The organism is Pseudomonas serbiensis (assembly GCF_030580745.1).
GTDB classification, from domain to species: Bacteria; Pseudomonadota; Gammaproteobacteria; order Pseudomonadales; family Pseudomonadaceae; genus Aquipseudomonas; species Aquipseudomonas serbiensis.
The window spans coordinates 30,711-55,466 of record NZ_JAUQOO010000006.1 but is presented as its reverse complement, the minus strand read 5'-3'; the positions used below and the strand labels follow the sequence as shown (position 1 = coordinate 55,466).

Below are 24,756 nucleotides of genomic sequence, written 5' to 3'. Positions count from 1 at the left end.
GACAACTGGAGAACATCGTTATGAGCTTCACTCCACCCCCTGTCGTGATCACCAGTGACGCGCAGGCCCTGCAAGTGGCCAGCGAACTGGCGCAGACATTCACCACCGACAGTGCCCTGCGTGACCGCGAACGCCGTCTGCCTAACCCCGAACTCGACCTGTTCAGCCAGTCCGGCCTGTGGGGTATCAGTGTGCCAAAAGCCTTTGGTGGCGCGGGCGTGTCCAATGTCACCCTGGCCAAGGTCGTACAGATAATCGCCCAGGCTGACGGCTCGCTGGGGCAGATCCCGCAGAACCACTTCTACGCCCTTGAAGTGCTGCGCGTGAATGGCAGCGAACGGCAACAGGCACGCCTGTATGCCGAAGTGCTGGCCGGGAAACGCTTCGGCAATGCTCTGGCAGAACTGGGCACCAAAACCGCCAGCGAGCGCACCACACGTCTGGAGCGTGATGGCGACGGTTATCGCATCAACGGTCGCAAGTTCTACGCCACCGGAGCGCTGTACGCACAGCGGATTCCGACCTCAGTCATTGACGACCAAGGCATTCAGCAACTGGCTTTCGTTTCTCACGACAGCGCCGGTCTTGAAGTGATCGACGACTGGAGCGGCTTCGGCCAGCGCACCACCGGCAGCGGTTCGGTGGTGTTTGAAAATGTGTATGTCAGCGCCGAGGATGTCATCCCGTTCCAGAGCGCTTTCGAGCGCCCGACCACAGTCGGCCCGCTGGCGCAGATTCTCCATGCGGCCATCGATACCGGCATTGCCCGTGCAGCCTTTGAGGACGCGCTGGCATTCGTGCGCACTCGCACACGCCCGTGGATCGACTCCGGCCTGGAAAAAGCCGTGGACGACCCATTGACCCTGCACAGCTTCGGCAAGCTGGGCATCCGCCTGCATGCAGCCGAAGCCTTGCTCGAACGGGCTGGCGAGTATCTGGACACAGCCCAGGCCGACAGCAACGACCAGACCCTGGCCGCTGCATCCATCGCCGTAGCCGAGGCCCGTGCCATCAGCACGGAAATTTCTCTGGAAGCAGGAAGCAGACTGTTTGAACTGGCCGGCAGCCAGTCGACGCTGGCCGAACACGGGCTGGACCGTCACTGGCGCAATGCCCGCGTACATACCCTGCATGATCCGGTGCGCTGGAAGTATCACGCCATCGGTAATTACTACCTCAATGAGATCAACCCTCCACGCCGGGGGACCATCTGATGGCCAAGAAGAAAATCCTGCTCAATGCGTTCAACATGAACTGCATCGGCCATATCAACCATGGGCTGTGGACACATCCACGGGACAACTCCACCCAGTACAAGACCCTCGAATACTGGACCGAGCTGGCACAACTGCTGGAGCGCGGCCTGTTCGACGGGCTGTTCATCGCCGATATCGTCGGCGTATACGACGTGTATCAGAACTCGGTGGACGTCACCCTCAAGGAGTCGATCCAGTTACCGGTCAACGACCCGTTGCTGCTGGTGTCGGCCATGGCAGCAGTCACCAGAAACCTGGGCTTCGGCCTCACTGCCAACCTGACCTATGAAACGCCTTATCTGTTCGCGCGACGCATGTCGACGCTGGACCACCTGAGCCGTGGCCGGGTGGGATGGAATATTGTCACCGGCTATCTCGACAGCGCGGCCAGAGCCATGGGCCTGACCGAGCAGGTCGAACATGACCGCCGCTACGATCAGGCCGACGAATACCTGGAGGTGTTGTACAAGCTCTGGGAAGGCAGTTGGGAGGACGGCGCGGTCATCAATGATCGCGAACAGCGCATCTATGCCCGGCCAGAGAAGGTCCACAAGGTTCGGCACAAGGGCGAGTTCTATCAGGTGGAGGGTTATCACCTCTGCGAACCGTCACCGCAACGAACGCCGGTACTGTTTCAGGCTGGCAGCTCGGAACGAGGCTTGCAGTTCGCCGGACAGAATGCCGAATGCGTATTCATCAGCGGCCAGAACAAGGCCGCGACACGTGAGCAAGTGGACAAGGTCCGCGCCAGCGCCGTAGCCGCCGGACGCAACCCCGACAGCATCAAGGTGTTCATGGGCCTGAACGTGATTGTCGGAGCCACCGAAGCCATTGCCCGGGAGAAATACGCCGAATACCGCAGCTACGCCAGTGCCGAAGCCGGCGTGGCACATTTCGCGGCCTCAACCGGCATCGACTTCGCCGAGTACGAACTGGACGAGCCTATTCAGTATGTGAAAAGCAACGCCATCCAGTCCGCGACGAAAAACCTCAAGAACAACGACTGGACCCGCCAGCGCCTGCTCGACCAGCACGCCTTGGGCGGCCGCTATATCACCTTGGTCGGCTCGCCTGAACAGGTCGCGGACGAACTGGAATCCTGGATCGAGGAAACCGGTCTGGACGGCTTCAACCTGACCCGCATCGTCACCCCGGAAAGCTATGTGGACTTCATCGACCTGGTGATCCCCGAACTGCAACGCCGTGGCTCGTACAAGACCGCTTATGAAGACGGCAGCCTGCGCAAGAAGCTGTTTCCCGAAGGCAATGCACACCTGCCAGACAACCATGCCGGATCAAGACACCGACTTCGCGACTGAAGTCGCTCCTACACAATCCCCGCAGGAGCGAATTCATTCGCGAAAAGGCTAACCACACGCTCCCCAAATTTTTCAAAACAACGGACAACACCATGAAAAAACCTTTTATCGCACTGGCCCTGAGCCTGTTGACCCTCACCGCTCACGCCTCTGATGCGCCGTTGAAAGTCGGCACCACCGCCGCTTTCGCCATCCCGCTGGAAGCTGCTGTAGAAGAAGCCGCCAAGCAAGGCCTGAAGGTCGAACTGGTGGAGTTCACCGACTGGATCGCCCCCAACGTCACCCTCGCGGCCGGTGATATCGATGTGAACTACTTCCAGCACATCCCGTTCCTGACCAACGCCAACGAGGCCGCCGGTTACAACCTGGTGTCCTATGCGCCAGGCATCATCAATAACGTCGGGCTGTACTCCAAGAAGTACAAAAGCTTCGATGAGTTGCCTGCTGGCGCCACAGTGGCCATCGCCAACGACCCGATCAACAGCGGTCGCGGCCTGCAACTGCTGGCCAAGGCTGGCCTGATCACCCTCAAGCAAGGCGTGGGCTACAAAGCCACCGAAGAAGACATCACCGCCAACCCGAAGAAGATCAAGATCATTCAGGTCGAAGCCGTGCAACTGGTTCGCGCCTACGATGATGCCGATCTGGTCCAGGGCTACCCGGCCTATATCCGCCTGGCCAAGACCTTCCCGGCCGACTCGGCCATTCTGTTCGACGGCCTGGATCACCCGGAATACGTGATTCAGTTCGTGATCAAGCCTGAGCGCAAGGACGATCCGCGCCTGGCAAAGTTCGTCGATATCTATCAGCACTCCCCGGTGGTGCGCGCCTCTCTGGACAAGGTCAACGGCAAGCTCTACCAGCCGGGCTGGAAGGAATGACATGAACGCACTCGCGCAACGGCAACAGCCGACCGCTCCCGGACATTCGGCCAGCCAGGCCGAATTGCACCCGGACCTGAATCACGCCCATGTGCGCTTCAGCAACCTGGGCAAGACCTACCACGGCCAGCAAGGCCCGGTGCAAGCGCTGAGCAACATCGAACTGGCGATCCAGAAAGGTGAAATCTTCGGCATCATCGGGCGCAGCGGTGCAGGCAAGTCATCGCTGATCCGCACCATCAACCGCCTGGAACAACCCAGCAGCGGCCGGGTGCTGATCGATCAGGTGGACATTGGCGAGTTCAATGAAGACAAGCTGGTAGAACTGCGCCGACGCATCGGCATGATCTTCCAGCACTTCAACCTGATGTCGGCCAAGACCGTGTGGCAGAACGTCGAGCTGCCACTCAAGGTCGCAGGCGTTCCCAAAGAGCAACGCCATCGCAAGGTCACTGAATTGCTGGAGCTGGTTGGCTTGCAGGACAAGCACAAGTCTTACCCGGCTCAGCTCTCCGGCGGGCAGAAACAGCGTGTCGGTATTGCCCGGGCGCTGGTACACGATCCGGCCATCCTGCTGTGCGACGAAGCGACCTCGGCGCTGGACCCGGAAACCACTCAATCGATCCTGGGCCTGCTGCGCGAGATCAACCAGCGCCTGGGCCTGACCATCGTGCTGATCACCCACGAGATGTCGGTGATCCGTGATATCTGCAACCGTGTGGTGGTGCTTGAAAAAGGCCAGGTGGTCGAGCAAGGCCCGGTGTGGCAAGTGTTTGGCAACCCGCAGCATGAGGTGAGCAAGACCTTGCTCGCGCCGCTGCAACTCGGCTTGCCGAAAGCCTTGCTGGAGCGCCTGGCACCGCAACCGGCTCACCCGGACGCCGCGTTGCTGCTGGACCTGAGCTTTACCGGCGTCAGTGCCGAAGAGCCGGACCTGGCTGCATTATTCACAGCCCTCGGTGGTCATGTGAAGTTATTGCAAGGTGGCGTGGAGCGTATTCAGGAGCGTGCCGTCGGGCATCTGATCCTGTCGATTACCCGTTCGCCACACAGTCGAGACGAATTGCTGGCTCGCGCACGTCAACATGCGCCCCAAGCGGAGGTACTGGGTTATGTGGGTTGATCGTTTGCTGCAAGGCGTGCTCGATACCTTTATGATGGTCGGCGTATCCTCATTCGTAGCCCTGCTGCTGGGCATTCCGATGGCGGTGATTCTGGTTACCAGCTCCAAGGGCGGCATCTACGAAGCACCGGTACTGAATCAGGTGCTGGGCGCCTTCGTTAACCTGTTTCGCTCGATCCCGTTCCTGATCCTGATGGTCGCGCTGATCCCGTTCACCCGCCTGATCGTCGGCACCAGTTATGGTGTCTGGGCGGCCGTGGTGCCGCTGACCATTGCAGCAACCCCCTTCTTCGCCCGCATTGCCGAAGTCAGCCTGCGCGAGGTCGATCATGGCCTGATCGAGGCCGCACAAGCCATGGGCTGCCGCCGCTGGCATATCGTCTGGCATGTGCTGCTGCCTGAAGCGTTGCCGGGTATCGTCGGTGGCTTCACCATCACTATCGTCACGATGATCAACTCATCAGCCATGGCAGGTGCCATCGGTGCCGGCGGGCTGGGCGATATTGCCTACCGCTACGGTTATCAGCGCTTCGACACACAGATCATGCTGACCGTGATCGTATTGCTGGTGGTGCTGGTTGCCGCCATTCAACTGGGTGGCGACCGGCTGGCGCGGGTTCTGAACAAACGCTGAGTAATTGCTTCGCACCGGGCTGGAGGTATATTGACGACCTCCATTGCCCGGACAACCGCTCGCCATGAAGCTCGACGCCCAAGACCTCGCCCAAATCACCGCCATTACCGTCGGCCATTACAACCAGGTGGCCGAAGACTTCCGTGAAGGCACCCGCGATCACGACGTCAGCCAGAATATTGCCGCTCTCTTGCGACATATCCAGGCGCCGACGCCCTGGCAGATTCTGGACTTTGGCTGCGGACCGGGCCGTGACCTGAAAACCTTCAGCGCCATGGGGCACATTGCCGTCGGCCTGGACGGCAGCGAACGTTTCGCGCAAATGGCTCGCGCTGACAGTGGATGCGAAGTGCTGCAACAGAACTTCCTGGAGCTGGACCTCCCCGCCGCTCGCTTCGACGGCATATTTGCCAATGCAGTGCTGTTTCATGTGCCCCGCCAGGAGTTGCCCAAAGTCCTGCGTCAATTGCACACCACCCTCAAGCCGGGCGGCGTACTCTTCAGCTCCAACCCACGGGGCCAGAACCAGGAAGGCTGGAAAGGCGAACGCTATGGCTCGTATCACGATCTGGAATCATGGCGCGAACTGCTGAACGAAGCGGGTTTTGCAGAGCTTGAGCACTACTATCGACCGGCTGGTTTGCCAAGGGAGCAGCAGCCCTGGCTGGCGAGTGTCTGGCGCAGAAATTGAGCACGCCATCGACTTGACGAAAGCATTCAACTCCTATTGCGTGCATTGCGTGACTGGCATTTTTGTCAGTATCAGCGCAGCAGCATGGCGCTTAGGATGAGCTCCAGAAAAAGGTGTTCGCACCCAATTAATCGGACCCGAATGTTAATCGATCAAGGAAATGATCATGGCAATTCAATATATTCAGAACGGCAATTTCAAAGACGATTTCAACTATTGGAAAGGGCCAGTGGGTTTTGACCCCGGCCTTGAGCGTTACGGCTTCGGACAAAGCATCCTGTTACCGGTTGCGACCAATATCAGCCAGGTCCTGCCGGACTTGCCGGGCAAGGCCCTGCTTATCGAGTTTGACGCACTCAGCGCAGATGCAGCCGTGGAGGACGCCTCGTTTGTGGTCAGTGTCGGAGGCTTCAGGGCTGACGGTGTAATAATGGTTTCGCCTGTCACCGGCATGGCGACAGCGGACTGGCAGCGTTTCTCGGTAAATATGTATTTCGAGGACGATCTGACTTCCTGCTTCCTGAACGTATCGACCCCTCGCCCGGCCATATCCGCCAGCTCTCCAGGCGTCAGCCAGGCCATGAGCCCTGTGCGGTTTGGCGACTTCAGCCTGGTTGAAAGCGATATCGGCTGACGCGGGACAAGCCGTGAGAGTATTGCTGACCAGTTAAGGTCATAAATCACTTTGTGGGATGCAGCTTGCTGGCGACTTCACGTACAGACACAGAATATCTGCCGGTTTTCAGGCCTTTTTCGCCAGCAAGCTGCCTCCTACAAGTTTGTGTATTGCCATGACTGATCGGCATTAATCTACGCGGGCTCCTTGATCCGGTACCAGGCCACATACAGGGCTGGCAGGAACAAGAGGGTCAGCAAGGTGGCGATGATGATGCCGCCGATCATCGCGTAGGCCATCGGCCCCCAGAACACTTCACGTGCGATGGGGATCATGCCCAGGCTGGCCGCAGCCGCCGTGAGCAGGATCGGCCGGCGGCGGTGCTCGGTGGCCTCGACCACCGCATTCCATGGCGAGTAGCCGCTTTGCTCGTAGGCATCGATCTGGGTCACCAGAATCACCGAGTTGCGGATGATGATACCGATCAGCGCCAGCACACCCAGAATCGCGACAAAGCCCAATGGCGTTCCGGTCGGGATAAGCGCCAGCACCACGCCGATCAACCCCAGCGGCGCGACACTGGCCACCAGAAACATCTTCTGAACGCTGTGCAACTGGATCATCAAAAAGGTCGCCATCAGGAACAGCATCAACGGCACGACACTGGCAATCGGCCCTTGAGCCTTGCTGCTTTCTTCCACCGTCCCGCCGGTCGCCACCTTGTAGCCCACAGGCAATGCGGAGGCGAACTTGTCGATTTCCGGCTTCAGTTGATTGACCAGGTCAGTCGGCTGAATCTCGTCGCGCACCGCACCTTTCACGGTGATGGTCGGCTTGCGGTCACGCCGCCAGACCAGTGGCTGCTCCAGCTCGTAACCCACCGTGGCAAAGGCCAGCAGCGGAATCGAGGCTCCGGCAGGCGTGACAATCTGCAGGTTTTGCAGGGTTTCCGGTGTGCCGCGCTCGGCGTCCTCGGCACGTCCTACCACGTTGATCAGGTAGATATCGTCGCGCACCTGCGTCACCGACGAGCCGCTGACCACGCTGTTCATCAGTTGCGCAACGTCTTCGGAGGACAACCCCAACTGCCGCGCCTTGTCCTGATTGATATCGATGCGCAGCACCTTGCCCGGCTCGTTCCAGTCGTAGATCACTTCACCGACATGAGGGTTCTTGCCAAGCAGCGTGGCCAGTTCGATGGCGTGCTGGCGAACCTTGTCGATGTTCTCGCCACTGACGCGATATTGCAGCGGACGCCCGACCGGCGGCCCCATTTCCAGCGGCTGCACATAGGAGCCGATACCGACATATTCATCGCGCAGGCGCTTTTGCAGGCGTGCAGTCAGGGCACCACGCTCCTCCAGCCCTTTGCTGACAATGACCAACTGGGCGTAGAACGGGTTTTCCAGTTGCTGATCCAGCGGCAGATAGAAACGCACCGCGCCCTGGCCGATGTAGGTGCTCCAGCGCTCGATATCGGGATCGTCCTTGAGGCTGGCCTCAAACCGGTCCACCACTCTGCGCGTCTCGTTGATCGAGGCATTCTGTGGCAGGTTCAGGTCGACCAGAATTTCAGGCCGGTCCGATGACGGAAAGAACTGGTTCTGCACGAACTGCATCGAAAACAGCGACGACGCGAACAGCAGTAGCGTAATGCCAATCGCCAGCCAGCGATGACGCATGGCCCACAGCATGCTGCTGTTGAACGCCCGCCCCACGCGCCCCGGCTCTTCGGACTTGGGTTTGATGTTGCTACTCAGAATATGCACGCCGATAACCGGCGCAAACAGCACGGCCACGATCCACGACACCAGCATCGCTACGGCAATCACGGCAAACAGCGTGAAGGTATATTCCCCCGCTGAGCTGTTGTTCAGGCCAATGGGCACGAAACCGGCCACCGTCACCAGCGTACCGGTCAGCATCGGGAACGCCGTCGAGGTGTAGGCATAAGTCGCCGCCTGCTCCTTGGTTTCCCCCATTTCCAGCCGTGTGACCATCATTTCCACGGTAATCATGGCGTCGTCCACCAACAGCCCGAGGGCGATGATCAACGCCCCGAGAGAAATACGCTGCATGGTGATGCCGCTGTACTCCATGAACACGAACACCATGGCCAGCACCAGCGGGATGGAACAGGCCACCACCAGACCGGCGCGCACTCCAAGGCTGACAAAACTGACCACCATCACAATGATCACGGCCTCGAACAACGCACTGGTGAAACCGCCCACCGCCTTGTCCACCACTTCGGCCTGATCCGACACCTTATGCACACCGACACCCACCGGCAGTTCAGCGGTGGAGATGTCCATTCGATCATGCAACGCCTTGCCGAACTCCTGAATGTTGCCGCCCTTCTGCATGGCGATGGACAGGCCGATGGCGGGTTTGCCGTTATAACGGAACAGCGGTTTGGGCGGGTCGGTGTAGCCTCGGGTGATTTCGGCGATATCGCTCAGGCGGTAGAAACGATCATTGAGCCGCAGATTGACCGCCGCCAGATCTTTCTCCGAAGCGAACTGCCCGGAGGTGCGCACGGAAATCCGCTCCGGCCCGGCTTCGATCACGCCCGCAGGCGTCACCGCATTCTGGGATTGCAGGCTTTGCACCACCTGACGCTGATCCAGCCCGAGGGCCGCCAGCTTGCGGGTGGAGAAGTTCAGGTACAGCACTTCATCCTGCTGGCCAATCATCTCCACCTTGCCAAGGCCTGGGACTTCGCGGATGTCGGCGCGGACCTTCTCGACATAATCGCGCAACTGACGCATCGAGAAACCATCGGCGGTAAAGGCATAGATCGAACCGAACACATCGCCGAACTCGTCGTTGAACGCAGGCCCTTGCAGGCCTTGGGGGAACTGCCCGCGAATGTCGTCGATCTTCTTGCGCACCTGATACCAGATCTGCGGTATCTCTTTGGCATTCGTGGTGTCGCGCAGGTACACGAAAACCGTGGACTCGCCCGGCCGGGTGTAGCTTTTCACGTAGTCCAGGGAATCCAGCTCTTCGAGTTTCTTCTCGATGCGGTCGGTCACCTGTTTCAGGGTTTCATCCACCGTCGCACCGGGCCAGCGGGTCTGGATGACCATGGTCTTGATCGTGAAGGACGGGTCTTCTTCACGCCCCAGCTTCATGTAGGAAAACACGCCCATCAACAGGGCGACGAACATCAGGTACCAGACAAACGACTGATGCTTGATGGCCCACTCGGACAGATTGAAGCTTCCTTTCATCGTGGGCTTTCCTCATCGACTTTGACTTTCTGCCCCGGCTTGAGGCTGTTGACGCCCGCACTGACCACCTTCTCACCGGCATTGACCCCGCCTGCCAGCAGGAAACTGTCATCCTCGCGACTGACGACATTCACTGCTCTGGGGTTTACCGTCTGGTTTTGTGGGTCGACGATCCAGACTTGAGTTTTGCCGTCGGTTTCCTGCAAGGCATTGATGGGCAAGCGTATGCGCGGTGCGATGGTCGAGCTGAGGGTCACGCTGATCGCGGTGCCAAGCCGAAATGCCTGTGGCGTTTCAGTCAGAGACAATCGCGCCCGGCGCGTGCGAGTCGAGCGGTCGGGTTGCGGCTCGATTTCCCGCAGCGTGGCCGTGGTATTCACCTGAGGGTCAAGCTGGCTGGCCACGGTGAACACCACATCGACAGGCAACTGATCGGCCAGCGAAGCAGGAAGGTCGATCACTGCTTCCTTGATATCAGGTCGCGCCAGAGTCACGACTTCCTGCCCGGCAGTGACCACCTGCCCGGCTTCGACTCTCCACTCGGTCACCACGGCATCGTCGTCACTGCGCAATTCGCTGTAACTCAACTGATCGCGGGCCTGCTGCTCTGCTGCCCTGGCCTGATCCAGTGACGAGCGCGTGGTTTTCAGCTCGGTCAGGGCATTGTCCAGTTGCGCCTGCGCACCGACGCCACGGTCGAACAATTCCTGCTGACGGCGGGCATTGGCCTGGGCATTGATCCACTGCGCCTCGATACGGGCCAGATCGCCCTGGCGAGCGCGCACGTTATTCTGCTGATCGGTCGGGTCGAGGGTCGCGAGCAGGTCGCCTTTCTTCACTTCACTGCCCACGTCCACATCGCGGCGGGCAATCCGACCCGGCACCCGAAAGCCCAACACACTCTGGTAACGCGCCTGAATATTGCCGGCGAAACGTCCGAACTCCAGTTGCGAATCAGGCCGCGCCTCGACAAAGACCACCGGCCGTACCGGTTCGGGCGGTGTTTCATCCTTGCCGCAACCACTCAACAACAGACCGCCCAACAACAGGCAAGACAGACGCTTCATGGTTGCACCTGAGCATTGTGCTGCTGTGGTTGATCTGCGATTTCGACCTGCATGTCCGGGTGCAATAACTGTCCACCAGCGACCACGACTTTCTCTCCACTTTTCAGCCCGTCACCGATGATGACTTTGGAGGTCAGGTAACGAGCGACCTGAACCTTGCGCAGATTGACCTTGCCCTGTTCGTCCACCACCCAGACGGCGGGCTTGCCCAAGTGCTCGCCAAGGTCCTTGGTCAGGGCCGACCACGGCAGCTCGACGCTGGCATTGGCCGGTGCGCTCAAGGCCACACTGACTACAGAGCCCAGGTCCATGCCCTCGGGCAATGGATCAAGCGCGACCTTGACCTGCAAGGTGCCGGTTTGTGCCGAAACCGCCGGCGTCACTTCTCGCACCTTGCCGCTGACCTTGATCGCCGGGTTTTCGAGCAGGGTCACTTGCACAGGATGGTCAGTCGGTGGCTGAACGAACAGCGACTCGTAAACGTTGAACACCGCATCGCGCTCGCCGTCACGGGCCAGATCGAAGATCGGCACAGTCGCCTGCACCACTTGCCCGACCTCGGCCTGACGTGCCGTGATCACACCCGACGTATCGGCGACCAGTGCGGTGTAACTCAACTGCTCACGGGCATTGGCCAGTTGCGCCTGCGCGGCTTTCAACGCGCTCTCGCTGCCGCGCAATGCGGCTTGGGCAGAATCGTATTCGCTGCGGCTGGTGTAACCCTTGGGCAGCAACTTTTGCTGACGCACGAAAGCGGCACTGGCCTGCGTAACACGCGCCTGCTCGGCGGCCACCGACGCGAGGGCCGAATCGACATTGATCTGCAGGTCCTTGGGGTCGAGTCGGGCTAGAACCTGTCTGGCCGTCACACGATCACCGACATCCACATTGCGCTCAATGATCTTGCCATTGACCCGAAACGAAAGCCGGGTCTGCACCCGTGCCTGGATATCACCGGTCAGGGCAACGCTGGCAGCAAAGTCAGCGGTTTTAACCGTCTGAACATAAACCCGCGGCAGATCGGGTGCTGCCGGCTTTTCCTGGCCGCAGCCAGCCAGTAACGTCATGGCCGTGGCAAGGCCGAGCATAACCAGTCCAGAAGAACGAGCAGGCATGCAGACTCCTTTTACGGCTGCCAGGATGCGAGATTGATATCACGAGAGAGGAACGTGAGCATGCGACTGCGCGCAGGCGGGAGGGTTCCTTGAGGGGGGATGTCTTGAGGCATGATTGATGACTCACTTCAAACGTTCACGCATCAATCTTTGTCGCTCTCGAGCCGCCTCAAACCAATGATGTCTCGCGCTTATTTCCTCTAGACCTGTATACCCATCAACATTGGTAATATGCGGAATTTCACGGGGGTCTATGCCTGTTTTAATAAGCTGTGCCGGTGTCGTACCGGGCGCATTTCCAGACGCAATATCCCGGGCGGTACGAATCAGATTGGCTCTTCCCTCCAAAGCCGAAGCGCTTTTGATGCCATCGAGCATCTGATCAATAGGCTTCAATGAGCCGTTCACAACCGCATTGATTCTTCTTGATGCCATGCTAAGCGCCAATAAGTCATTGGCAGATAGCATCCTGACTATTCGCTCAGTGACATGAGGCACGCCCTCAAAAACCTGAAAATCCCCTAAACCACTCATCTGTTTTGCTGCATTGATGGCACCCTTACCACTCAATCCATGCGCAAAGCTTCCTGCAAGTCTGTTCGCTATTGACTGAAATCCTGCAGCCGCCCCAAACCCTATTGAGGCAATACCTAACCCGCCCCCTATCAGGCCTAGTACAGAACTGGTCTCTGGGCTCATTTTTTCGGTGACAATCTGCGCAACACCGGCTACCCCCGAGGCAATGCCTGTCGCCCCCCCTGCAACCGCCAAAAGAGTGGCTGCACCAAAGGTTGCAATGCTTGCCATGACTCCAAATATACTTAAACCCAAGCCAAGACCGGCCTGCCAAGAAAAATGCCCTGAGGGATCAATACGGTTGACCGGATCGCCCAGGCAATAGCCATACGGATTCAAGCCGCCCCCCGAAAAAGGGCTCAGACTGTCAGGGCTGTTGAAACGCATCAGTACTGGGTTGTAGGCACGATAACCGTTACCCAACAGATAATGGCCCGTCACAGAATCGGGCTGCTCTCCATTGAAACCTGGCAAGCCTCCAAACAAAGCGGTCTCACGATGGCCGTAAGGCGAATAAGCAATGTCGGCTTGCCGGCTGCCTGTCGTTGCATATAAGACACTCTCTTGCCTATCACCTGCAATCAGGGTACTGGAGGTCCCGTTGCCATCACTCCTGTACTGTGCCAACAGATGTTTTTCAGCCCGAAAAAACGATAGAGAACTGTCAACGTGCAACTCTGTTACTAACTGTTCACGACGGTAGAAACGTCTGAAGTAGCCCTGCTCAAGTGGAGTAAAAGAAGCCACGCGGTCTAATGGGTCGTAGGTATATTTGCAGAGAATTGCCATGGCATCATTTATCCTTAGCTCCGAATAACTGCAGCTGGACTTAACGCCCTGGGCATCTCGTCCAATTCGATGGGGGCGCTACTGAGTAGCTTCGGTGCTACAGCACTCTGCAAATTCGCCAGATTCTTCGGATTCCGAGCCGCGATCACCGTACCAACCCGTGTGCTGGCAGCAACGACACCAATCGCCAGAGCGGCCCATCCCATGGGCTCCAGCAACGGAGAATCGGGGGCGACTTCAGCCACGATTTGCCGGGTTACACCAAGTACACCACCTGCCACCGCACTCGTCCCGGTAATCATGGTGGACAGGCTACCCGCACTGAAAAAACCGGCTTGGGCGGCCTTCACGGATAACAGGAAAGGTAGCGAAGGAAGCAGAGTGGCGGCGGCCGCTGTCAGTGCGGCCACGCTGAGTACTATGCCGACGATGAATTGCCAGGACACATGCCCCGTAGGGTCATAGTGGTTGACCGGATCCCCCAGGCAATAGGCATAAGGATTCACGCCACCCTCGCCAAACGGACTCAGACTGTCAGGATTGTTGAAGCGCATCAGCACCGGGTTATAGGCACGATAGCCTTTGCCCAATAGATAATGGCCAGTGACGGGGTCTGGGCGTTCGCCGTTGAAACCGGGCAGATTCTTGATCGGATCGTGATAACCGTACGGGGTATAGGCGATGGCCGTGCGTTGCCCTGATGTTGTCGTGCCGAGCACACTGCCGGGCTGATCAGTAGCGGCCAGCGTCTTACTGAGAAGCTGGCCTGTTAACGTTTGCAGTGCCAGCAGTTGACTCTCCCGATAGAGAAAACTGCGCTGCTCGTCTCCTTGAATTTCGTTGGCCAGCCTGTCGGCGCTATAGAAAGAGCGAGTAACGGCATCTGCCAGCGGCGTGCGAGTCGCAAGGCGATCCAGAGGGTCGTAGTCATAGCGACACAAGACGATTCCATGAGACATGGCGAGGGACCATTTCGAGCAATATGCGCCCCTCACAATGCCCCCCCACGTGACTGTTGGCTACTCGTAGAAATGACAGTCACGCTCGCGAATGAATGCGCTCCGCTGCAGGACCGAATTCATTCGGGAAGGCGGTTTGTCAGCTACCCGAGCCGCCATGGGCTTCTTCGAAGAAGTAGTCCTTCCAGCTTGCCGCCTTGTTCTTCAGCACGCCCAGTTCATGCAGCTTCTCGGCATAGATGAAAGTGCGCTGTGGCGTGACCGTGAAATCGATTTCCGGATCGGAGACGATTTTTTCTACAAACGGCAGCGGCAGTTTGGACTGCTCGACGCGGATATAGGTCTTGGCCGCTTCTGTCTTGTCAGCCTTGATGATCTTCTCGGCCTCCGCCAGCGCGTCGTAGAACGCCTTGTAGGTCTTGGGGTTTTCGTCGTGGAATTTTTCGGTGGTGTAGAGCACGTTGAAAGTGGCCTGACCGCCCAGCACGTCGTAGCTGCTCAGCACTTTATGAACGTTGGGGTTTTCCAGCGCCTGGTATTGGAAAGGCGGGCTGGAAAAGTGCGAGTTGATTTCCGAGCCACCGGCAATCAGCGCCGAGGTAGCATCAGGGTGCGCCAGGCTGACGGAGATGTTGTCGAACTTCTTGAAGTTCTCGTTACCGAACTGCTTGGCCGTCTCGATCTGCAAGGTACGCGACTGGAAGCCCACGCCCGCCGCTGGTACCGCGATGCGGTCCTTGTCGGTGAAGTCTTTCAGGGTTTTGACATTCGGGTTGTTAGTCAGCAGGTAGTTGGGCATCGAGCCCAGCGAGGCAATGGCCTTGACGTTATGCTTGCCCTTGGTGCGGTCCCAGATGGTCAGCATCGGAGGAACGCCTGCCGAAACCACATCCAGCGCACCGGCCAGCAGCGCTTCGTTCATGGCGGTCGCGCCGGAAATGCTGTTCCAGTCGACCTTGATATCCAGGCCCTGCTCTTTACCGTGTTTCTCGATCAGTTTCTGATCGCGCACCACATCCAGAATCAGGTAACCGATACCAAATTGTTGAGCAATGCTGATCTTGCCTTCGGCTTGCGCGCCGCCGCTGAGCAGAGTGCCAGCCAGCCCCAGTGCAGCAGCCAGTGCGGTCAGCGCAGGACGTTTGAAAGAAGTAACCATGAAACCCTCACAGAAAAATCGAAAGACGATAAGAGACCAAGCGTTCCATGCACTTAACGCTGCATGCCCCAGCGCTTGACCGTCAGGCGCTCGATGTTGGCAAACAGCAGGTTTTCCACCAGCAGACCGATGAGAATCACCGCCGCCAGCCCCGCAAAAACCTTGTCGGTATACAGCTCGTTACGGTTCTGGAAGATGTACCAGCCCAGACCACCCTTGCCAGAAGACGCGCCGAATACCAGCTCGGCCGCGATCAGGGTGCGCCAGGCGAAGGCCCAGCCGATTTTCAGGCCGGCAAGAATCGAAGGCAGCGCGGCCGGGATCAGGATGTGCCAGACAAAGCGCAAACCCTTGAGGCCATAGTTGCGACCGGCCATACGCTGGGTTTCCGAAACACCGAGGAAACCGGCATAGGTATTGAGCGCCAGCGCCCACAGCACCGAATGCACCAATACGAAGATCAGGCTGTTCTGCCCAAGCCCGAACCACAGCAGTGCCAGCGGCAACAGGGCAATGGCAGGCAGCGGGTTGAACATCGCGGTGAGCGTGCTGAGCAGGTCACGGCCCAGTTGGGTCGAGACCGCCAGGGTTGTCAGGCCGAACGCCAGGACAATGCCGATCAGGTAGCCCTGAATCAGTACCGTCAGGGAAATCCAGACCTTGCCCGGCAATTCGCCACTGATGATGCCGTCATAGAACGCCACAGCGGTTTGCAGAAAGCTGGGCAGCAGAAGATCGTTGTTCTGGATGCGTGCAGCGACTTCCCAGAGCACCGCCAGCAGGACCATGATCACGCTTTTGCGCACCCAGCTCAGTTGCCAGATGCGTTGGGCCAAGGGGATATCACGCGCCAGATCTTCCTGGGTGAAAGGCTCCAGCGTGACTTCGTATTCTTCACGAACGGGGGGTGAAAGGCTCATGTCGGGTTCTCTGTTGTCATGTTGAGGCGCTGAACAGGCCTCAATAAGCGATGCGGATATCCTGGAAATTCAGCTCGGACTCGGCCTGACCGCCGGTTTCGTTTTCATTGAACAGCAAGCGGTGAATACGCTGTGCCGTCTGCTGAAAACCGACGCCGCCCAGGCTTTTCAGGTCGTACTGATGGCTGTTGATTTCCGCACGCACGCGGCCCGGATGAGGGGACAACAACAGGATACGATTGCCGACCACCAACGCTTCTTCGATGGAGTGAGTCACGAACAGCAGTGTGAAACGTACTTCTTCCCACAGCTCCAGCAGCTCTTCCTGCATCTTGCGTCGGGTCAAGGCATCGAGCGCAGCAAAGGGCTCATCCATCAACAGGATTTTCGGCTGCATCGCCAAGGCACGGGCAATCGCTACACGGGCCTTCATGCCACCAGACAAGGTGTGCGGGTAAGCGTCGGCAAATGCACTGAGGCCGACCTTTTCCAGGTAATAACGCGCACGCTCCAGGGCTTCGGGACGCTTGAGAGTGCGCGAAGCCAGCAACGGGAACATCACGTTTTCGATAACGGTTTTCCAGGGTGGCAGTTGATCGAACTCCTGGAACACCACAATACGGTCCGGGCCAGGTTCCTTGACCTGTACGCCAGTCAGACGAATCTGCCCTTCACTGGGCTGAATGAACCCGGCCACGGCCTTGAGCAAGGTGGACTTGCCGCAACCGGACGGGCCAAGCAATACGAAGCGATCCGCCGGATCGACTTCAAAACTGACTTGATGGGTCGCGCGCACTACCCGCTCGGGAGTACGGTATTCAATACTCACGTCCTGAACCTTCAACAAGGCCTCAGTGGCATGCTGAGTGGCCTGTTGCGTAATCGTACCTTCGCTAGCCGTATGGCTTTGCACTACAGCATTCATGACCAATTCCCCTGAATCAAAACGGCGCATCGCCTTGAATGGTGGTGCGATACAACTTGCGTCGCAGATGAGTCGGGCAACCGGCTGCCAGATGGGTCAGGGAACGGTTATCCCAGAAGACCATGTCATGCGGCTGCCATTTGTGGCGGTATATATGTTCGGGGCGCGCGCAGTGGGCATAGATCTCGGTCAGAATCCTGCGGCTTTCTTCTTCCGGCAGACCCACGATGCGAGTCGTGAAATTTTCGCTGACGAACAACGCCTTGCGCCCGTTTTCCGGGTGGGTACGCACGATCGGGTGCGTCACTTCCGCAACCTGAGCCAATTGCTCGGGTGTCAGGGTCGGACGCCAACTGGCAGCGTTATCACCATCCAGATAGCGGGAGGTGTAGCTGTGAACAGCGGAACGACCTTCGACCGCCTCGCGCAGATGCTGCGGCAGGGTTTCCCAGGCCAGATGCATATCGGCGAACAGAGTGTCACCGCCTTCGCTTGGCAATTCCTGGGCATACAGCATCGAACCCAGGCTTGGCAGCTCCTTATAGGAAAGGTCTGAATGCCAGTACTTCCCGGCATCACCCAGGCCCACAGGCTGACCGTTCTCGACAATGTTGGAGACGATCAGGATTTCCGGGTGGTTGGCCAGCAGGAACTGCTTGAGCACATGGATCTGCAACACGCCGAAACGGCGGCTGAAATCGATCTGCTGCTGCGGGGTAATGTGCTGGTCGCGGAAAACGATCAGGTGGTAATCGAGATGTGCTTTGTGTACGCGAGCAAAATCGGCGTCATTGAGGGTTTTGGACAAATCCAGCCCGACGATTTCCGCGCCCACATTGCCGGTGAATGGACGCACCTCAAACTGTTGCTCGGCGGCTTGGGTAGACGATGAAGCGAGGGCGGCTGCGGACATATAGGCTCCGACTCCAAAACATGTAGATGAATATAGAGACAGAACTTTATAGGTATAAGAAACTAAATTTAAATACCGTTATGGCATATTCATAGCGCGGAATGAGCTAGCAGACTTCGCGGCTGAAGCCGCTCCCACAGAGAACTCCATAGAAGCGGCAGCCGGGAAAGGGGATTAACCGTACCCGATCGGCAATCAGAACGCTGGCAATACCGCGCCATCGTACTTCTTGAGGATGAATTCCTTCACTTCAGGGCTGGTCAGTGCTTTGGACAGCTTCTGGATAGCGTCGGTGTTGGCGTTATCTTCGCGGGTCACCAGGTAGTTCACGTAAGGCGAATCGGAACCTTCGATGATCAAGGCATCCTTGCGCGGGCTGAGCTTGGCTTCCAGCGCGTAGTTGGTATTGATCAGCGCAAGGTCAACCTGACTCAGCGAGCGAGGCAGCAAAGCCGATTCCAGTTCGCGGAATTTCAGTTTTTTCGGGTTGGTGGCGATGTCCTTGAGCGTCGACAGCGCGTTGGTCGGCTCCTTGAGGGTAATCAGGCCGCCCTTTTGCAGCAGAAGGAGTGCGCGACCGCCGTTGCTGGCTTCGTTCGGAATGGCAACGGTTGCGCCCTCAGGCAGATCCGCCAGGCTCTTGTGCTTGGAGGAATAAGCGCCGAACGGTTCAACGTGAACACCGACGCCGGTCACCAGTCTGGCGCCCTTGCCTTTGTTGAAGCCATCCAGATAAGGCTTGGTCTGGAAGTAGTTGGCGTCCAGACGCTTCTCGTTGAGCTGCACGTTAGGCTGCACGTAATCGGTGAATTCCTTGATTTCCAGATCCACGCCTTCCTTGGCCAGGGTTGGCTGGATCAGCTTCAGAATTTCAGCGTGTGGAACAGGGGTAGCACCGACCACCAGTTTTTCGCCAGCCTGAGCCAGGCCAATGGAAAGCGCGGCCGCCAGAGCGGTCAACAACAAGGTCTTCTTCATGCAATGTCCTTAGGAAAATCAAAGTCGTGGAAAACGACAGCTCACCAATGTGTTGCCCCCGATGCAGTGCTATCAGGGGGCATGGCATGGACATTACCGGGCTTTTTTATTCCAAGAAAATATCTTTTTCGTAAGTGCTTATGCCTGAATGAATCAAAACAGCAGCACATAGAACAAAAAACGCCCCCAGAGGGGCGCGCAGGATCAAACAAAGGTGAACGTTTTTTCAATCCTTGAACTGAATACGTTCCAGCAGGCGTTTTACGGCCAGCAGTTGTTCCTCTTTGGCATCTACCAGAATCCGCCCGACAAGCCGCTCGACCTCTGCAATCGGGTTAGTGCTTTGCGGCAGGTTCAGATGCTCCGGCAGAATCTCTTCGCCACTGCTGACCAGCAGCGCAAAGTGAATGACGTTTTCCAGCTCACGTGTATTGCCAGGCCAGTTATGGGCCTGGAGGGCAAGCTGCGCCTCATCGCTGAGCAACTGCACCGGCAGGTTCAGGCGCTGGCTGTAGATACCCACAAAATATTCCGCCAAAGGCACGATGTTGCCGGGCTGTTCGCGCAGGGCCGGCAGGTCCAGGCGTCCTTCGCTCAGGTAGTGGTAAAGCCGCTCGTGAAACTTCCCGGCCTCCACAGCCTGCGCCAGATCGATACTGGTCGCGGCCACCAGACGCACATCCACCGGGCTTGGCTGATGAGCACCAACACGGGTGACTTCGTGATTTTCCAGAGCCGACAGCAGCTTGATCTGAATCGGCAGCGGCAAGTCACCGATCTCATCCAGATACAGGGTGCCGCCATTGGCCGATCCGAACCAGCCGGCACGGCTACTGCCCGATACGCTGTGGGCGCCAGCAGCATAGCCGAACAACTCTGCATCGGCGTAGGAAGGGCTGATGGCACCGCAGTTGACCGACACAAACAGCCCGGAGCGGTCACTGCCACGGTGAATATGCCGCGCCAGCAATTCCTTGCCGGTGCCGGATTCGCCGCGAATCAATACTGGCAGCGAGCGAGGCGCCAGTTGTTCCATTTCTTCGCGCAACTGACGAGAACGTGGATCGATGAAAACCAGCGCTTTGGCGCGGATACTAAGAGGACTTTTGTCCGCTTCGGGAAAAGTCAGCAGCGGCTGACCGAAAGCTTCAAGGCTCATGACAAACTCCCGCCTGAGCCCTTGCGAGGCTCAAGCGTTAAAAAACAGGCAGGCCGAATGACCTGACGAAAACATGATGGTGTCGGTACTCATGCCCGACGACGTGCGTGCTGTTCCAAACGGTTCTGCAAGCGGTACAGGTAAGCGAAACCCTGTTCCCAGCGTTGATGGCCCGACTTGACATTGATATGCCCCGCCTGACTCAGGAACCCGACATCGGCGCCCCAGTTGCGGGCCATTTCCATGGCGCGCTGGGAGCTGACGGCAGGGTCGTTGTCAGAGCTGACGATCTGCGTCGGGAACGGCAGGAGGTCTTTGGGGATCGGTGCAAAATTACGCAAGGCCGGAGGGCAGTTCGGGCGTTCGACATCGGCCGGAGCCACCAGCAGCGCACCATGCACCTGACGCAAGGATTCCAGCGGGGCCAGTTGTGCCCAATGCGCAACCGTGATGCAACCCAGGCTGTGAGCGATCAGGATCACCGGCGTGTCCTGCGAAGAAATCATTCGCTGCAACTCGCCAATCCAGTCTTCACGTCGCGGCTTGAGCCAGTCGTACTGCTCCACGCGCGCGCTGTTGGGCAGACTGGCCTGCCAGTGACTTTGCCAATGATCCTCAGGCGACCCTTGCCAGCCTGGCACGATCAGGTAACGGATCGACTCGTTATGCATGGGTTCGCCTCCTGCATGTGGGCACTCATGGAACGAGTATAGGGACGAAACATATATCCGATAAGGAATAAGTGGCTATTTATTAATACCCACAAGGAATATGAAGCGCAAAAAAAAGGGACCGCCCCCTGTCTCAAGGACGATCCCCCTAAAAATCGCTTTCACAAGAGAAGATAAACCCGAAGGGTTACAGCAAAGCTACAGAGAATGACGATGTGAGAGCGCAATGCTCATGTGCCTTATATGACCGCTATGCATTCAGTCAGGGAACACTTGCACAATTGTCATAAATGCTTTCATGCTCTGACATCGGTATCGGGCAAAGGAGTTGCCATCGGTACCTGTCGGCACTACCCCGACCTTGAGCAGCAACCTATGACAGGAAGGGTCGTTCATATGCCCGAGTCAAACAGCCTCACCACCTGGACCCGCGCCCTGCGCAAACAACTCGATGCCCTGAGCCTGGACAGCCTCGCGCTGTGCAAGACAGCCGGGCTCGATCCCCGGCTCATTGACGCTCCCAACGCCGAGTACTCACCCGTCGCAACCAACCGGCTCTGGCAACTGGCAGTACAGGCCAGCGGCGATTCGGCGCTGGGCTTGCGGGTTTCACGCTTCGTCAGCCCGACCACCTTTCATGCCCTGGGCTACACCCTGGTGGCCAGCGAGTCATTACGCGAGGTATTCGAGCGTATCGTGCGTTACCACTCGGTCGCCAATGATGCGCTGGTTCTAGACTTCAAACGGGTCGGTGAACATTATGAATTCCGCTTCAATGCACCGACGGACTCTGCGACCCCGGCCCATGAAGTGCTGGATGCCTTTGCCGCCATTTATGTACGCACTTGCCGCAACCGGCTGGGCCGCAGCTACGCGCCGCTGAGTGTCCACCTGCAGCGGCCCGCCCCCGTCAATCCACAATCCTGGCAGGACTTCTTCCGCGCGCCCCTACACTTCTCGGCAACAGAAAACCTGCTGGTATTTGCCTGCGCCGACTTCGACAGCCATCTGGACGACAACCCGTCGCAACTGAGCGAACCACCTCATAACGGCGAACAACTCCAGCCACTGATCTGGGAGCAGCGTGTACGCTCAGCCATCGAGAGCCTGCTCCCGGACGGCGAACCCTCGGCCGAAAGCATCGCCGAAGCCTTGCACCTGAGCCCACGCAGCCTGCAACGGCACCTGGCCGACGAAGGTTGTCGCTATGACCTGCTGCTCAAGCAATGCCGCCAGAACCTGGCCCTGCTACACATGAGCGACCCGCAGGTTTCCCTGAGCGAAGCCGCTTACTTGCTGGGTTTTGCCGATACCGACAGCCTGAACCGCGCCTTCAAACGCTGGACGGGGCAGACACCGGAGCAGTATAGAAATGAGTTGGGACGATAAGTGGCCTCGGTCAACTCAACACCCTGGCCCGCGAGAAATTAGCCGCCTTGCGCAATCCGACCACATCGAAGACTTCCACATGCTCATCGCCAAGACGCACGATCTTGCGTTGATGCAGATCTTCGAGCGCTTCCAGCAAGTCGGGGCGGGCCAGCGCCAGTGTGTCCGTGGCCAGGATATCGTCCAGTGTGACCAGGCGCCGTGCATGGCTCAAATGACCATATCCCTCGCATAGCAACAACAAGCGCCAGGCCACTCTGGCACGGGCAGGCAACTGCTTAACTTTCTCGGAGCCGGGCAAGGCCAGGCCCAGCTTATGACTGAGCAGTGCCTCGAAATAACGCCAGTGCTGTGGGTTCTTTTCCAGCCATTCAACAAGTGTTTCATGGGGAATCTGCAGGAAGATCGTCTGATCCACCGAGTAGGCGTCCAGCATGCGGGGCATGCCGTCGAACAGCGAAACCTCGCCAAACCAGTAAGGCGGCCTGACTTCCTTCAGTCGTGGCGACAAGCGCTGCTCATGAACAGCCCCCATACGCACAGAGCCTTCCAGCAGGACATAAAGCCCGCACGGAGGGTCGCCCTTTTCAAACAGCAGTTTGCCGGGTGTCTTGCGACGCTGCCGAGCGGCGGCAAGCAGGCTATCCTGCAAATCGGCAGGTAAATAGGAAAACCAGTAATCGGACAGTAATCGTGACCGCCATCCCGCTCCATTTGTCATGTTTGCTCCCTTTTTTCACCAGCGCCCGTATTGCAAAAGCGATACGGTAGCTCAACCCGATAATCGTCTCAGGCAGGAATAATAATGAAAAACCTTGTCGATCATCTCAGCCAATACGCGGCCTATCACCGTGATTCGCGCAATATCGTGACCCACTTCGTAGGAATCCCCCTGATTGTGCTGGCTGTGGCGGTATTGCTGTCACGGCCGGGCTGGGACGTGGGCGGGTTCTGGCTATCGCCTGCAGCGCTGGTTACGCTGGCATCGATCGTTTTCTATCTCAAGCTTGATAAGGCGCTGGGGCTGGTGATGACGGCCCTGCTCGGGCTTTGCATCTGGGCAGGCGCAAACCTGGCGCAGCAGACCACCATGGTCTGGCTGAGTGCAGGAGTCGGGCTGTTTGTGATCGGCTGGATCATCCAGTTCATCGGCCATTACTACGAAGGCCGCAAACCGGCATTCATCGACGATGTGACAGGCCTGATCATCGGCCCATTGTTCGTAGTCGCGGAGCTGGCGTTTCTGGCCGGGATGCGCAAGCCGTTGCAGCATGCCATCGAAGAGCGTGTCGGACCGGTGCGGCGCAACACACCAAAAGCAGCGGTGTAACGCTGTAGGAGCGAATTCATTCGCGAACAGTTCGCGAATGAATTCTCTCCTGCCGGGGTACTAGACGCCCGAAACCTTCTGCCAGACCTTTGGCTTGAAGAACAGCGTCTCACCACGCGCCAGACCTACCAGGCTGTCGTGATCCTTCACCACTTCAACCTCGATCAGATCGCTCTGGCCTTCGGCCTTGAGGGTTATCCGCGTAGTGGCGCCCAACGGACGAATGTCGCGGACTTCAGCAGCGTGGTGGTCTTCCAGCTCCTGACGTGACAGCGATACTTCGTGCGGACGGAACAGCACGTGACCGTCGCCCAGGCTCAGGCGGTTCGAGTCGCCGAGGAAGTGGTAGACGAAGTCGTTGGACGGTGCCTCGTAAACCTCGCCCGGCGAACCGATCTGCTCAATCACGCCCTTGTTCATCACCACGATGCGGTCCGCCACTTCCATGGCTTCTTCCTGGTCGTGGGTCACGAAGACCGACGTCAGGTTGATGTCTTCGTGCAGGCGCGCCAGCCAGCGACGCAGTTCTTTACGCACCTTGGCATCCAGCGCACCGAACGGCTCGTCCAGCAGCAACACCTTGGGCTCCACCGCCAAGGCACGCGCCAGGGCGATACGCTGACGCTGACCACCGGAAAGCTGCTCTGGGTAACGGTCGGCCAGCCAGTCCAGTTGCACCATGTTCAACAGCTCATGAACCTTGGCGGCGATCTGGGTTTCGTTCGGACGCTGATTCTTGGGCTTCATGCGCAGGCCAAAGGCAACGTTGTCGAACACGGTCATGTGCCGGAACAGCGCATAGTGCTGGAATACGAAACCGACATTGCGGTCACGGACATCGTGGCCGGAAACATCTTCACCGTGAAAAACGATGCTGCCTGCATCCGGGGTTTCCAGACCGGCAATAATGCGCAACAAGGTGGTCTTGCCGCAGCCTGACGGGCCGAGCAAGGCAACCAGTTCGCCACTCTGGATATCCAGATTGATGGTGTTCAGGGCCTTGAAGGCGTTGAAGTTCTTGCTGACGTTACGGACTTCGATCGACATGAT

At 58.2% G+C, this 24,756-nt stretch carries 23 protein-coding genes; 9 read left to right on the top strand and 14 right to left on the bottom strand.

The window, feature by feature from the left end; genetic code table 11:
• Positions 1–20 precede the first annotated feature (20 nt).
• The 7 genes from Q6A51_RS09790 (at position 21) to Q6A51_RS09760 (ending at position 6,538) form a co-directional block, all read left to right on the top strand.
• Positions 21–1,214 (top strand): SfnB family sulfur acquisition oxidoreductase, encoded by a 1,194-nt coding sequence (locus Q6A51_RS09790; RefSeq protein ID WP_304574702.1) that lies wholly within the window; start codon positions 21–23, stop codon positions 1,212–1,214.
• Entirely contained in the window at positions 1,214–2,575 is a 1,362-nt protein-coding gene (locus Q6A51_RS09785; RefSeq protein ID WP_201018915.1) for an LLM class flavin-dependent oxidoreductase, read from the top strand. Before Q6A51_RS09790 ends, Q6A51_RS09785 begins: the two co-directional genes overlap by 1 nt.
• 92 nt (positions 2,576–2,667) lie before the next feature.
• Entirely contained in the window at positions 2,668–3,456 is a 789-nt protein-coding gene (locus Q6A51_RS09780; protein WP_304574701.1) for a MetQ/NlpA family ABC transporter substrate-binding protein, read from the top strand.
• A 1-nt stretch (position 3,457) separates the two neighbouring features.
• Positions 3,458–4,579 (top strand): methionine ABC transporter ATP-binding protein, encoded by a 1,122-nt coding sequence (locus tag Q6A51_RS09775; RefSeq protein WP_304574700.1) that lies wholly within the window; start codon positions 3,458–3,460, stop codon positions 4,577–4,579.
• A complete protein-coding gene (locus Q6A51_RS09770) occupies positions 4,569–5,213 on the top strand; it encodes a methionine ABC transporter permease (RefSeq protein ID WP_201018917.1) in 645 nt (214 codons plus the stop codon). Before Q6A51_RS09775 ends, Q6A51_RS09770 begins: the two co-directional genes overlap by 11 nt.
• 64 nt (positions 5,214–5,277) lie before the next feature.
• Entirely contained in the window at positions 5,278–5,904 is a 627-nt protein-coding gene (locus Q6A51_RS09765; RefSeq protein ID WP_304574699.1) for a class I SAM-dependent methyltransferase, read from the top strand.
• A 166-nt stretch (positions 5,905–6,070) separates the two neighbouring features.
• A complete protein-coding gene (locus Q6A51_RS09760) occupies positions 6,071–6,538 on the top strand; it encodes a hypothetical protein (RefSeq protein WP_304574698.1) in 468 nt (155 codons plus the stop codon).
• A 176-nt stretch (positions 6,539–6,714) separates the two neighbouring features.
• On the opposite strand, the gene Q6A51_RS09755 is transcribed toward Q6A51_RS09760, so the two are convergent.
• The 12 genes from Q6A51_RS09755 to Q6A51_RS09700 all read right to left on the bottom strand — a co-directional run bounded on the left by Q6A51_RS09755 (position 6,715) and on the right by Q6A51_RS09700 (position 20,987).
• Positions 6,715–9,756 (bottom strand): efflux RND transporter permease subunit, encoded by a 3,042-nt coding sequence (locus Q6A51_RS09755; RefSeq protein WP_304574697.1) that lies wholly within the window; start codon positions 9,754–9,756, stop codon positions 6,715–6,717.
• Positions 9,753–10,823, bottom strand: coding sequence for an efflux RND transporter periplasmic adaptor subunit (locus tag Q6A51_RS09750; protein WP_304574696.1), 1,071 nt, complete (start codon positions 10,821–10,823; stop codon positions 9,753–9,755). Before Q6A51_RS09750 ends, Q6A51_RS09755 begins: the two co-directional genes overlap by 4 nt.
• Complete coding sequence (locus tag Q6A51_RS09745; protein WP_201018922.1) at positions 10,820–11,938, bottom strand: efflux RND transporter periplasmic adaptor subunit; 1,119 nt, start codon at positions 11,936–11,938, stop codon at positions 10,820–10,822. The genes Q6A51_RS09750 and Q6A51_RS09745 overlap by 4 nt, the downstream gene beginning before the upstream one ends.
• A 123-nt stretch (positions 11,939–12,061) precedes the next feature.
• Entirely contained in the window at positions 12,062–13,303 is a 1,242-nt protein-coding gene (locus tag Q6A51_RS09740) for an RHS repeat-associated core domain-containing protein (RefSeq protein WP_304574695.1), read from the bottom strand.
• A gap of 14 nt (positions 13,304–13,317) precedes the next feature.
• A complete protein-coding gene (locus Q6A51_RS09735) occupies positions 13,318–14,262 on the bottom strand; it encodes an RHS repeat-associated core domain-containing protein (RefSeq protein ID WP_304574694.1) in 945 nt (314 codons plus the stop codon).
• A gap of 139 nt (positions 14,263–14,401) precedes the next feature.
• A complete protein-coding gene (locus Q6A51_RS09730) occupies positions 14,402–15,421 on the bottom strand; it encodes an ABC transporter substrate-binding protein (RefSeq protein WP_304574693.1) in 1,020 nt (339 codons plus the stop codon).
• Positions 15,422–15,474: 53 nt separating this feature from the next.
• Positions 15,475–16,341 (bottom strand): ABC transporter permease, encoded by an 867-nt coding sequence (locus Q6A51_RS09725; protein WP_201003983.1) that lies wholly within the window; start codon positions 16,339–16,341, stop codon positions 15,475–15,477.
• A gap of 40 nt (positions 16,342–16,381) precedes the next feature.
• The gene (locus Q6A51_RS09720) at positions 16,382–17,266 is read right to left on the bottom strand and encodes an ABC transporter ATP-binding protein (protein ID WP_304574692.1); all 885 of its coding nucleotides are present in this window, start codon (positions 17,264–17,266) and stop codon (positions 16,382–16,384) included.
• A 16-nt stretch (positions 17,267–17,282) separates the two neighbouring features.
• The gene (locus Q6A51_RS09715; protein ID WP_201018926.1) at positions 17,283–18,179 is read right to left on the bottom strand and encodes a TauD/TfdA dioxygenase family protein; all 897 of its coding nucleotides are present in this window, start codon (positions 18,177–18,179) and stop codon (positions 17,283–17,285) included.
• Positions 18,180–18,374: 195 nt separating this feature from the next.
• Positions 18,375–19,157: a MetQ/NlpA family ABC transporter substrate-binding protein gene (locus tag Q6A51_RS09710; RefSeq protein ID WP_201018927.1), complete on the bottom strand. Its 783-nt coding sequence runs from the start codon at positions 19,155–19,157 to the stop codon at positions 18,375–18,377.
• Between the two features lie 226 nt (positions 19,158–19,383).
• The gene (locus tag Q6A51_RS09705) at positions 19,384–20,316 is read right to left on the bottom strand and encodes a sigma 54-interacting transcriptional regulator (protein ID WP_201018928.1); all 933 of its coding nucleotides are present in this window, start codon (positions 20,314–20,316) and stop codon (positions 19,384–19,386) included.
• Between the two features lie 89 nt (positions 20,317–20,405).
• Complete coding sequence (locus Q6A51_RS09700) at positions 20,406–20,987, bottom strand: alpha/beta hydrolase (protein WP_201018929.1); 582 nt, start codon at positions 20,985–20,987, stop codon at positions 20,406–20,408.
• A gap of 396 nt (positions 20,988–21,383) precedes the next feature.
• Between Q6A51_RS09700 and Q6A51_RS09695 the strand changes: the two genes are divergently transcribed.
• Positions 21,384–22,376, top strand: a complete 993-nt coding sequence (locus Q6A51_RS09695; protein ID WP_304574691.1) for an AraC family transcriptional regulator — start codon at positions 21,384–21,386, stop codon at positions 22,374–22,376.
• Between the two features lie 10 nt (positions 22,377–22,386).
• Here Q6A51_RS09695 and Q6A51_RS09690 read toward each other — a convergent pair whose 3' ends face one another.
• Positions 22,387–23,097 carry a Crp/Fnr family transcriptional regulator gene (locus Q6A51_RS09690; protein ID WP_304574690.1) on the bottom strand — a complete coding sequence of 237 codons (711 nt, stop codon included), beginning with the start codon at positions 23,095–23,097 and terminating at the stop codon, positions 22,387–22,389.
• Positions 23,098–23,181: 84 nt separating this feature from the next.
• On the opposite strand from Q6A51_RS09690, the gene Q6A51_RS09685 reads away from it, so the two are divergent.
• Positions 23,182–23,706, top strand: coding sequence for an Mpo1 family 2-hydroxy fatty acid dioxygenase (locus Q6A51_RS09685; protein ID WP_304574689.1), 525 nt, complete (start codon positions 23,182–23,184; stop codon positions 23,704–23,706).
• A gap of 60 nt (positions 23,707–23,766) precedes the next feature.
• Here the strand turns inward: Q6A51_RS09685 and Q6A51_RS09680 are convergent, their stop codons facing one another.
• Positions 23,767–24,753: a sulfate/molybdate ABC transporter ATP-binding protein gene (locus Q6A51_RS09680; protein ID WP_201018933.1), complete on the bottom strand. Its 987-nt coding sequence runs from the start codon at positions 24,751–24,753 to the stop codon at positions 23,767–23,769.
• Positions 24,754–24,756 lie beyond the last annotated feature (3 nt).

Excerpts from the sequence above, each read along its gene's own strand:
- Q6A51_RS09680 (WP_201018933.1), bottom strand. The coding sequence starts at position 24,753 with ATGTCGATCGAAGTCCGTAACGTCAGCAAGAACTTCAACGCCTTCAAG.
- Q6A51_RS09730 (WP_304574693.1), bottom strand. The coding sequence starts at position 15,421 with ATGGTTACTTCTTTCAAACGTCCTGCGCTGACCGCACTGGCTGCTGCA.
- Q6A51_RS09780 (WP_304574701.1), top strand. The coding sequence starts at position 2,668 with ATGAAAAAACCTTTTATCGCACTGGCCCTGAGCCTGTTGACCCTCACC.
- Q6A51_RS09785 (WP_201018915.1), top strand. The coding sequence starts at position 1,214 with ATGGCCAAGAAGAAAATCCTGCTCAATGCGTTCAACATGAACTGCATC.
- Q6A51_RS09770 (WP_201018917.1), top strand. The coding sequence starts at position 4,569 with ATGTGGGTTGATCGTTTGCTGCAAGGCGTGCTCGATACCTTTATGATG.
- Q6A51_RS09695 (WP_304574691.1), top strand. The coding sequence starts at position 21,384 with ATGCCCGAGTCAAACAGCCTCACCACCTGGACCCGCGCCCTGCGCAAA.
- Q6A51_RS09725 (WP_201003983.1), bottom strand. The coding sequence starts at position 16,341 with ATGAGCCTTTCACCCCCCGTTCGTGAAGAATACGAAGTCACGCTGGAG.
- Q6A51_RS09745 (WP_201018922.1), bottom strand. The coding sequence starts at position 11,938 with ATGCCTGCTCGTTCTTCTGGACTGGTTATGCTCGGCCTTGCCACGGCC.
- Q6A51_RS09700 (WP_201018929.1), bottom strand. The coding sequence starts at position 20,987 with ATGCATAACGAGTCGATCCGTTACCTGATCGTGCCAGGCTGGCAAGGG.
- Q6A51_RS09690 (WP_304574690.1), bottom strand. The coding sequence starts at position 23,097 with ATGACAAATGGAGCGGGATGGCGGTCACGATTACTGTCCGATTACTGG.
- Q6A51_RS09685 (WP_304574689.1), top strand. The coding sequence starts at position 23,182 with ATGAAAAACCTTGTCGATCATCTCAGCCAATACGCGGCCTATCACCGT.
- Q6A51_RS09750 (WP_304574696.1), bottom strand. The coding sequence starts at position 10,823 with ATGAAGCGTCTGTCTTGCCTGTTGTTGGGCGGTCTGTTGTTGAGTGGT.
- Q6A51_RS09790 (WP_304574702.1), top strand. The coding sequence starts at position 21 with ATGAGCTTCACTCCACCCCCTGTCGTGATCACCAGTGACGCGCAGGCC.
- Q6A51_RS09765 (WP_304574699.1), top strand. The coding sequence starts at position 5,278 with ATGAAGCTCGACGCCCAAGACCTCGCCCAAATCACCGCCATTACCGTC.
- Q6A51_RS09755 (WP_304574697.1), bottom strand. The coding sequence starts at position 9,756 with ATGAAAGGAAGCTTCAATCTGTCCGAGTGGGCCATCAAGCATCAGTCG.
- Q6A51_RS09710 (WP_201018927.1), bottom strand. The coding sequence starts at position 19,157 with ATGAAGAAGACCTTGTTGTTGACCGCTCTGGCGGCCGCGCTTTCCATT.
- Q6A51_RS09740 (WP_304574695.1), bottom strand. The coding sequence starts at position 13,303 with ATGGCAATTCTCTGCAAATATACCTACGACCCATTAGACCGCGTGGCT.
- Q6A51_RS09705 (WP_201018928.1), bottom strand. The coding sequence starts at position 20,316 with ATGAGCCTTGAAGCTTTCGGTCAGCCGCTGCTGACTTTTCCCGAAGCG.
- Q6A51_RS09735 (WP_304574694.1), bottom strand. The coding sequence starts at position 14,262 with ATGTCTCATGGAATCGTCTTGTGTCGCTATGACTACGACCCTCTGGAT.
- Q6A51_RS09715 (WP_201018926.1), bottom strand. The coding sequence starts at position 18,179 with ATGTCCGCAGCCGCCCTCGCTTCATCGTCTACCCAAGCCGCCGAGCAA.
- Q6A51_RS09775 (WP_304574700.1), top strand. The coding sequence starts at position 3,458 with ATGAACGCACTCGCGCAACGGCAACAGCCGACCGCTCCCGGACATTCG.
- Q6A51_RS09760 (WP_304574698.1), top strand. The coding sequence starts at position 6,071 with ATGGCAATTCAATATATTCAGAACGGCAATTTCAAAGACGATTTCAAC.
- Q6A51_RS09720 (WP_304574692.1), bottom strand. The coding sequence starts at position 17,266 with ATGAATGCTGTAGTGCAAAGCCATACGGCTAGCGAAGGTACGATTACG.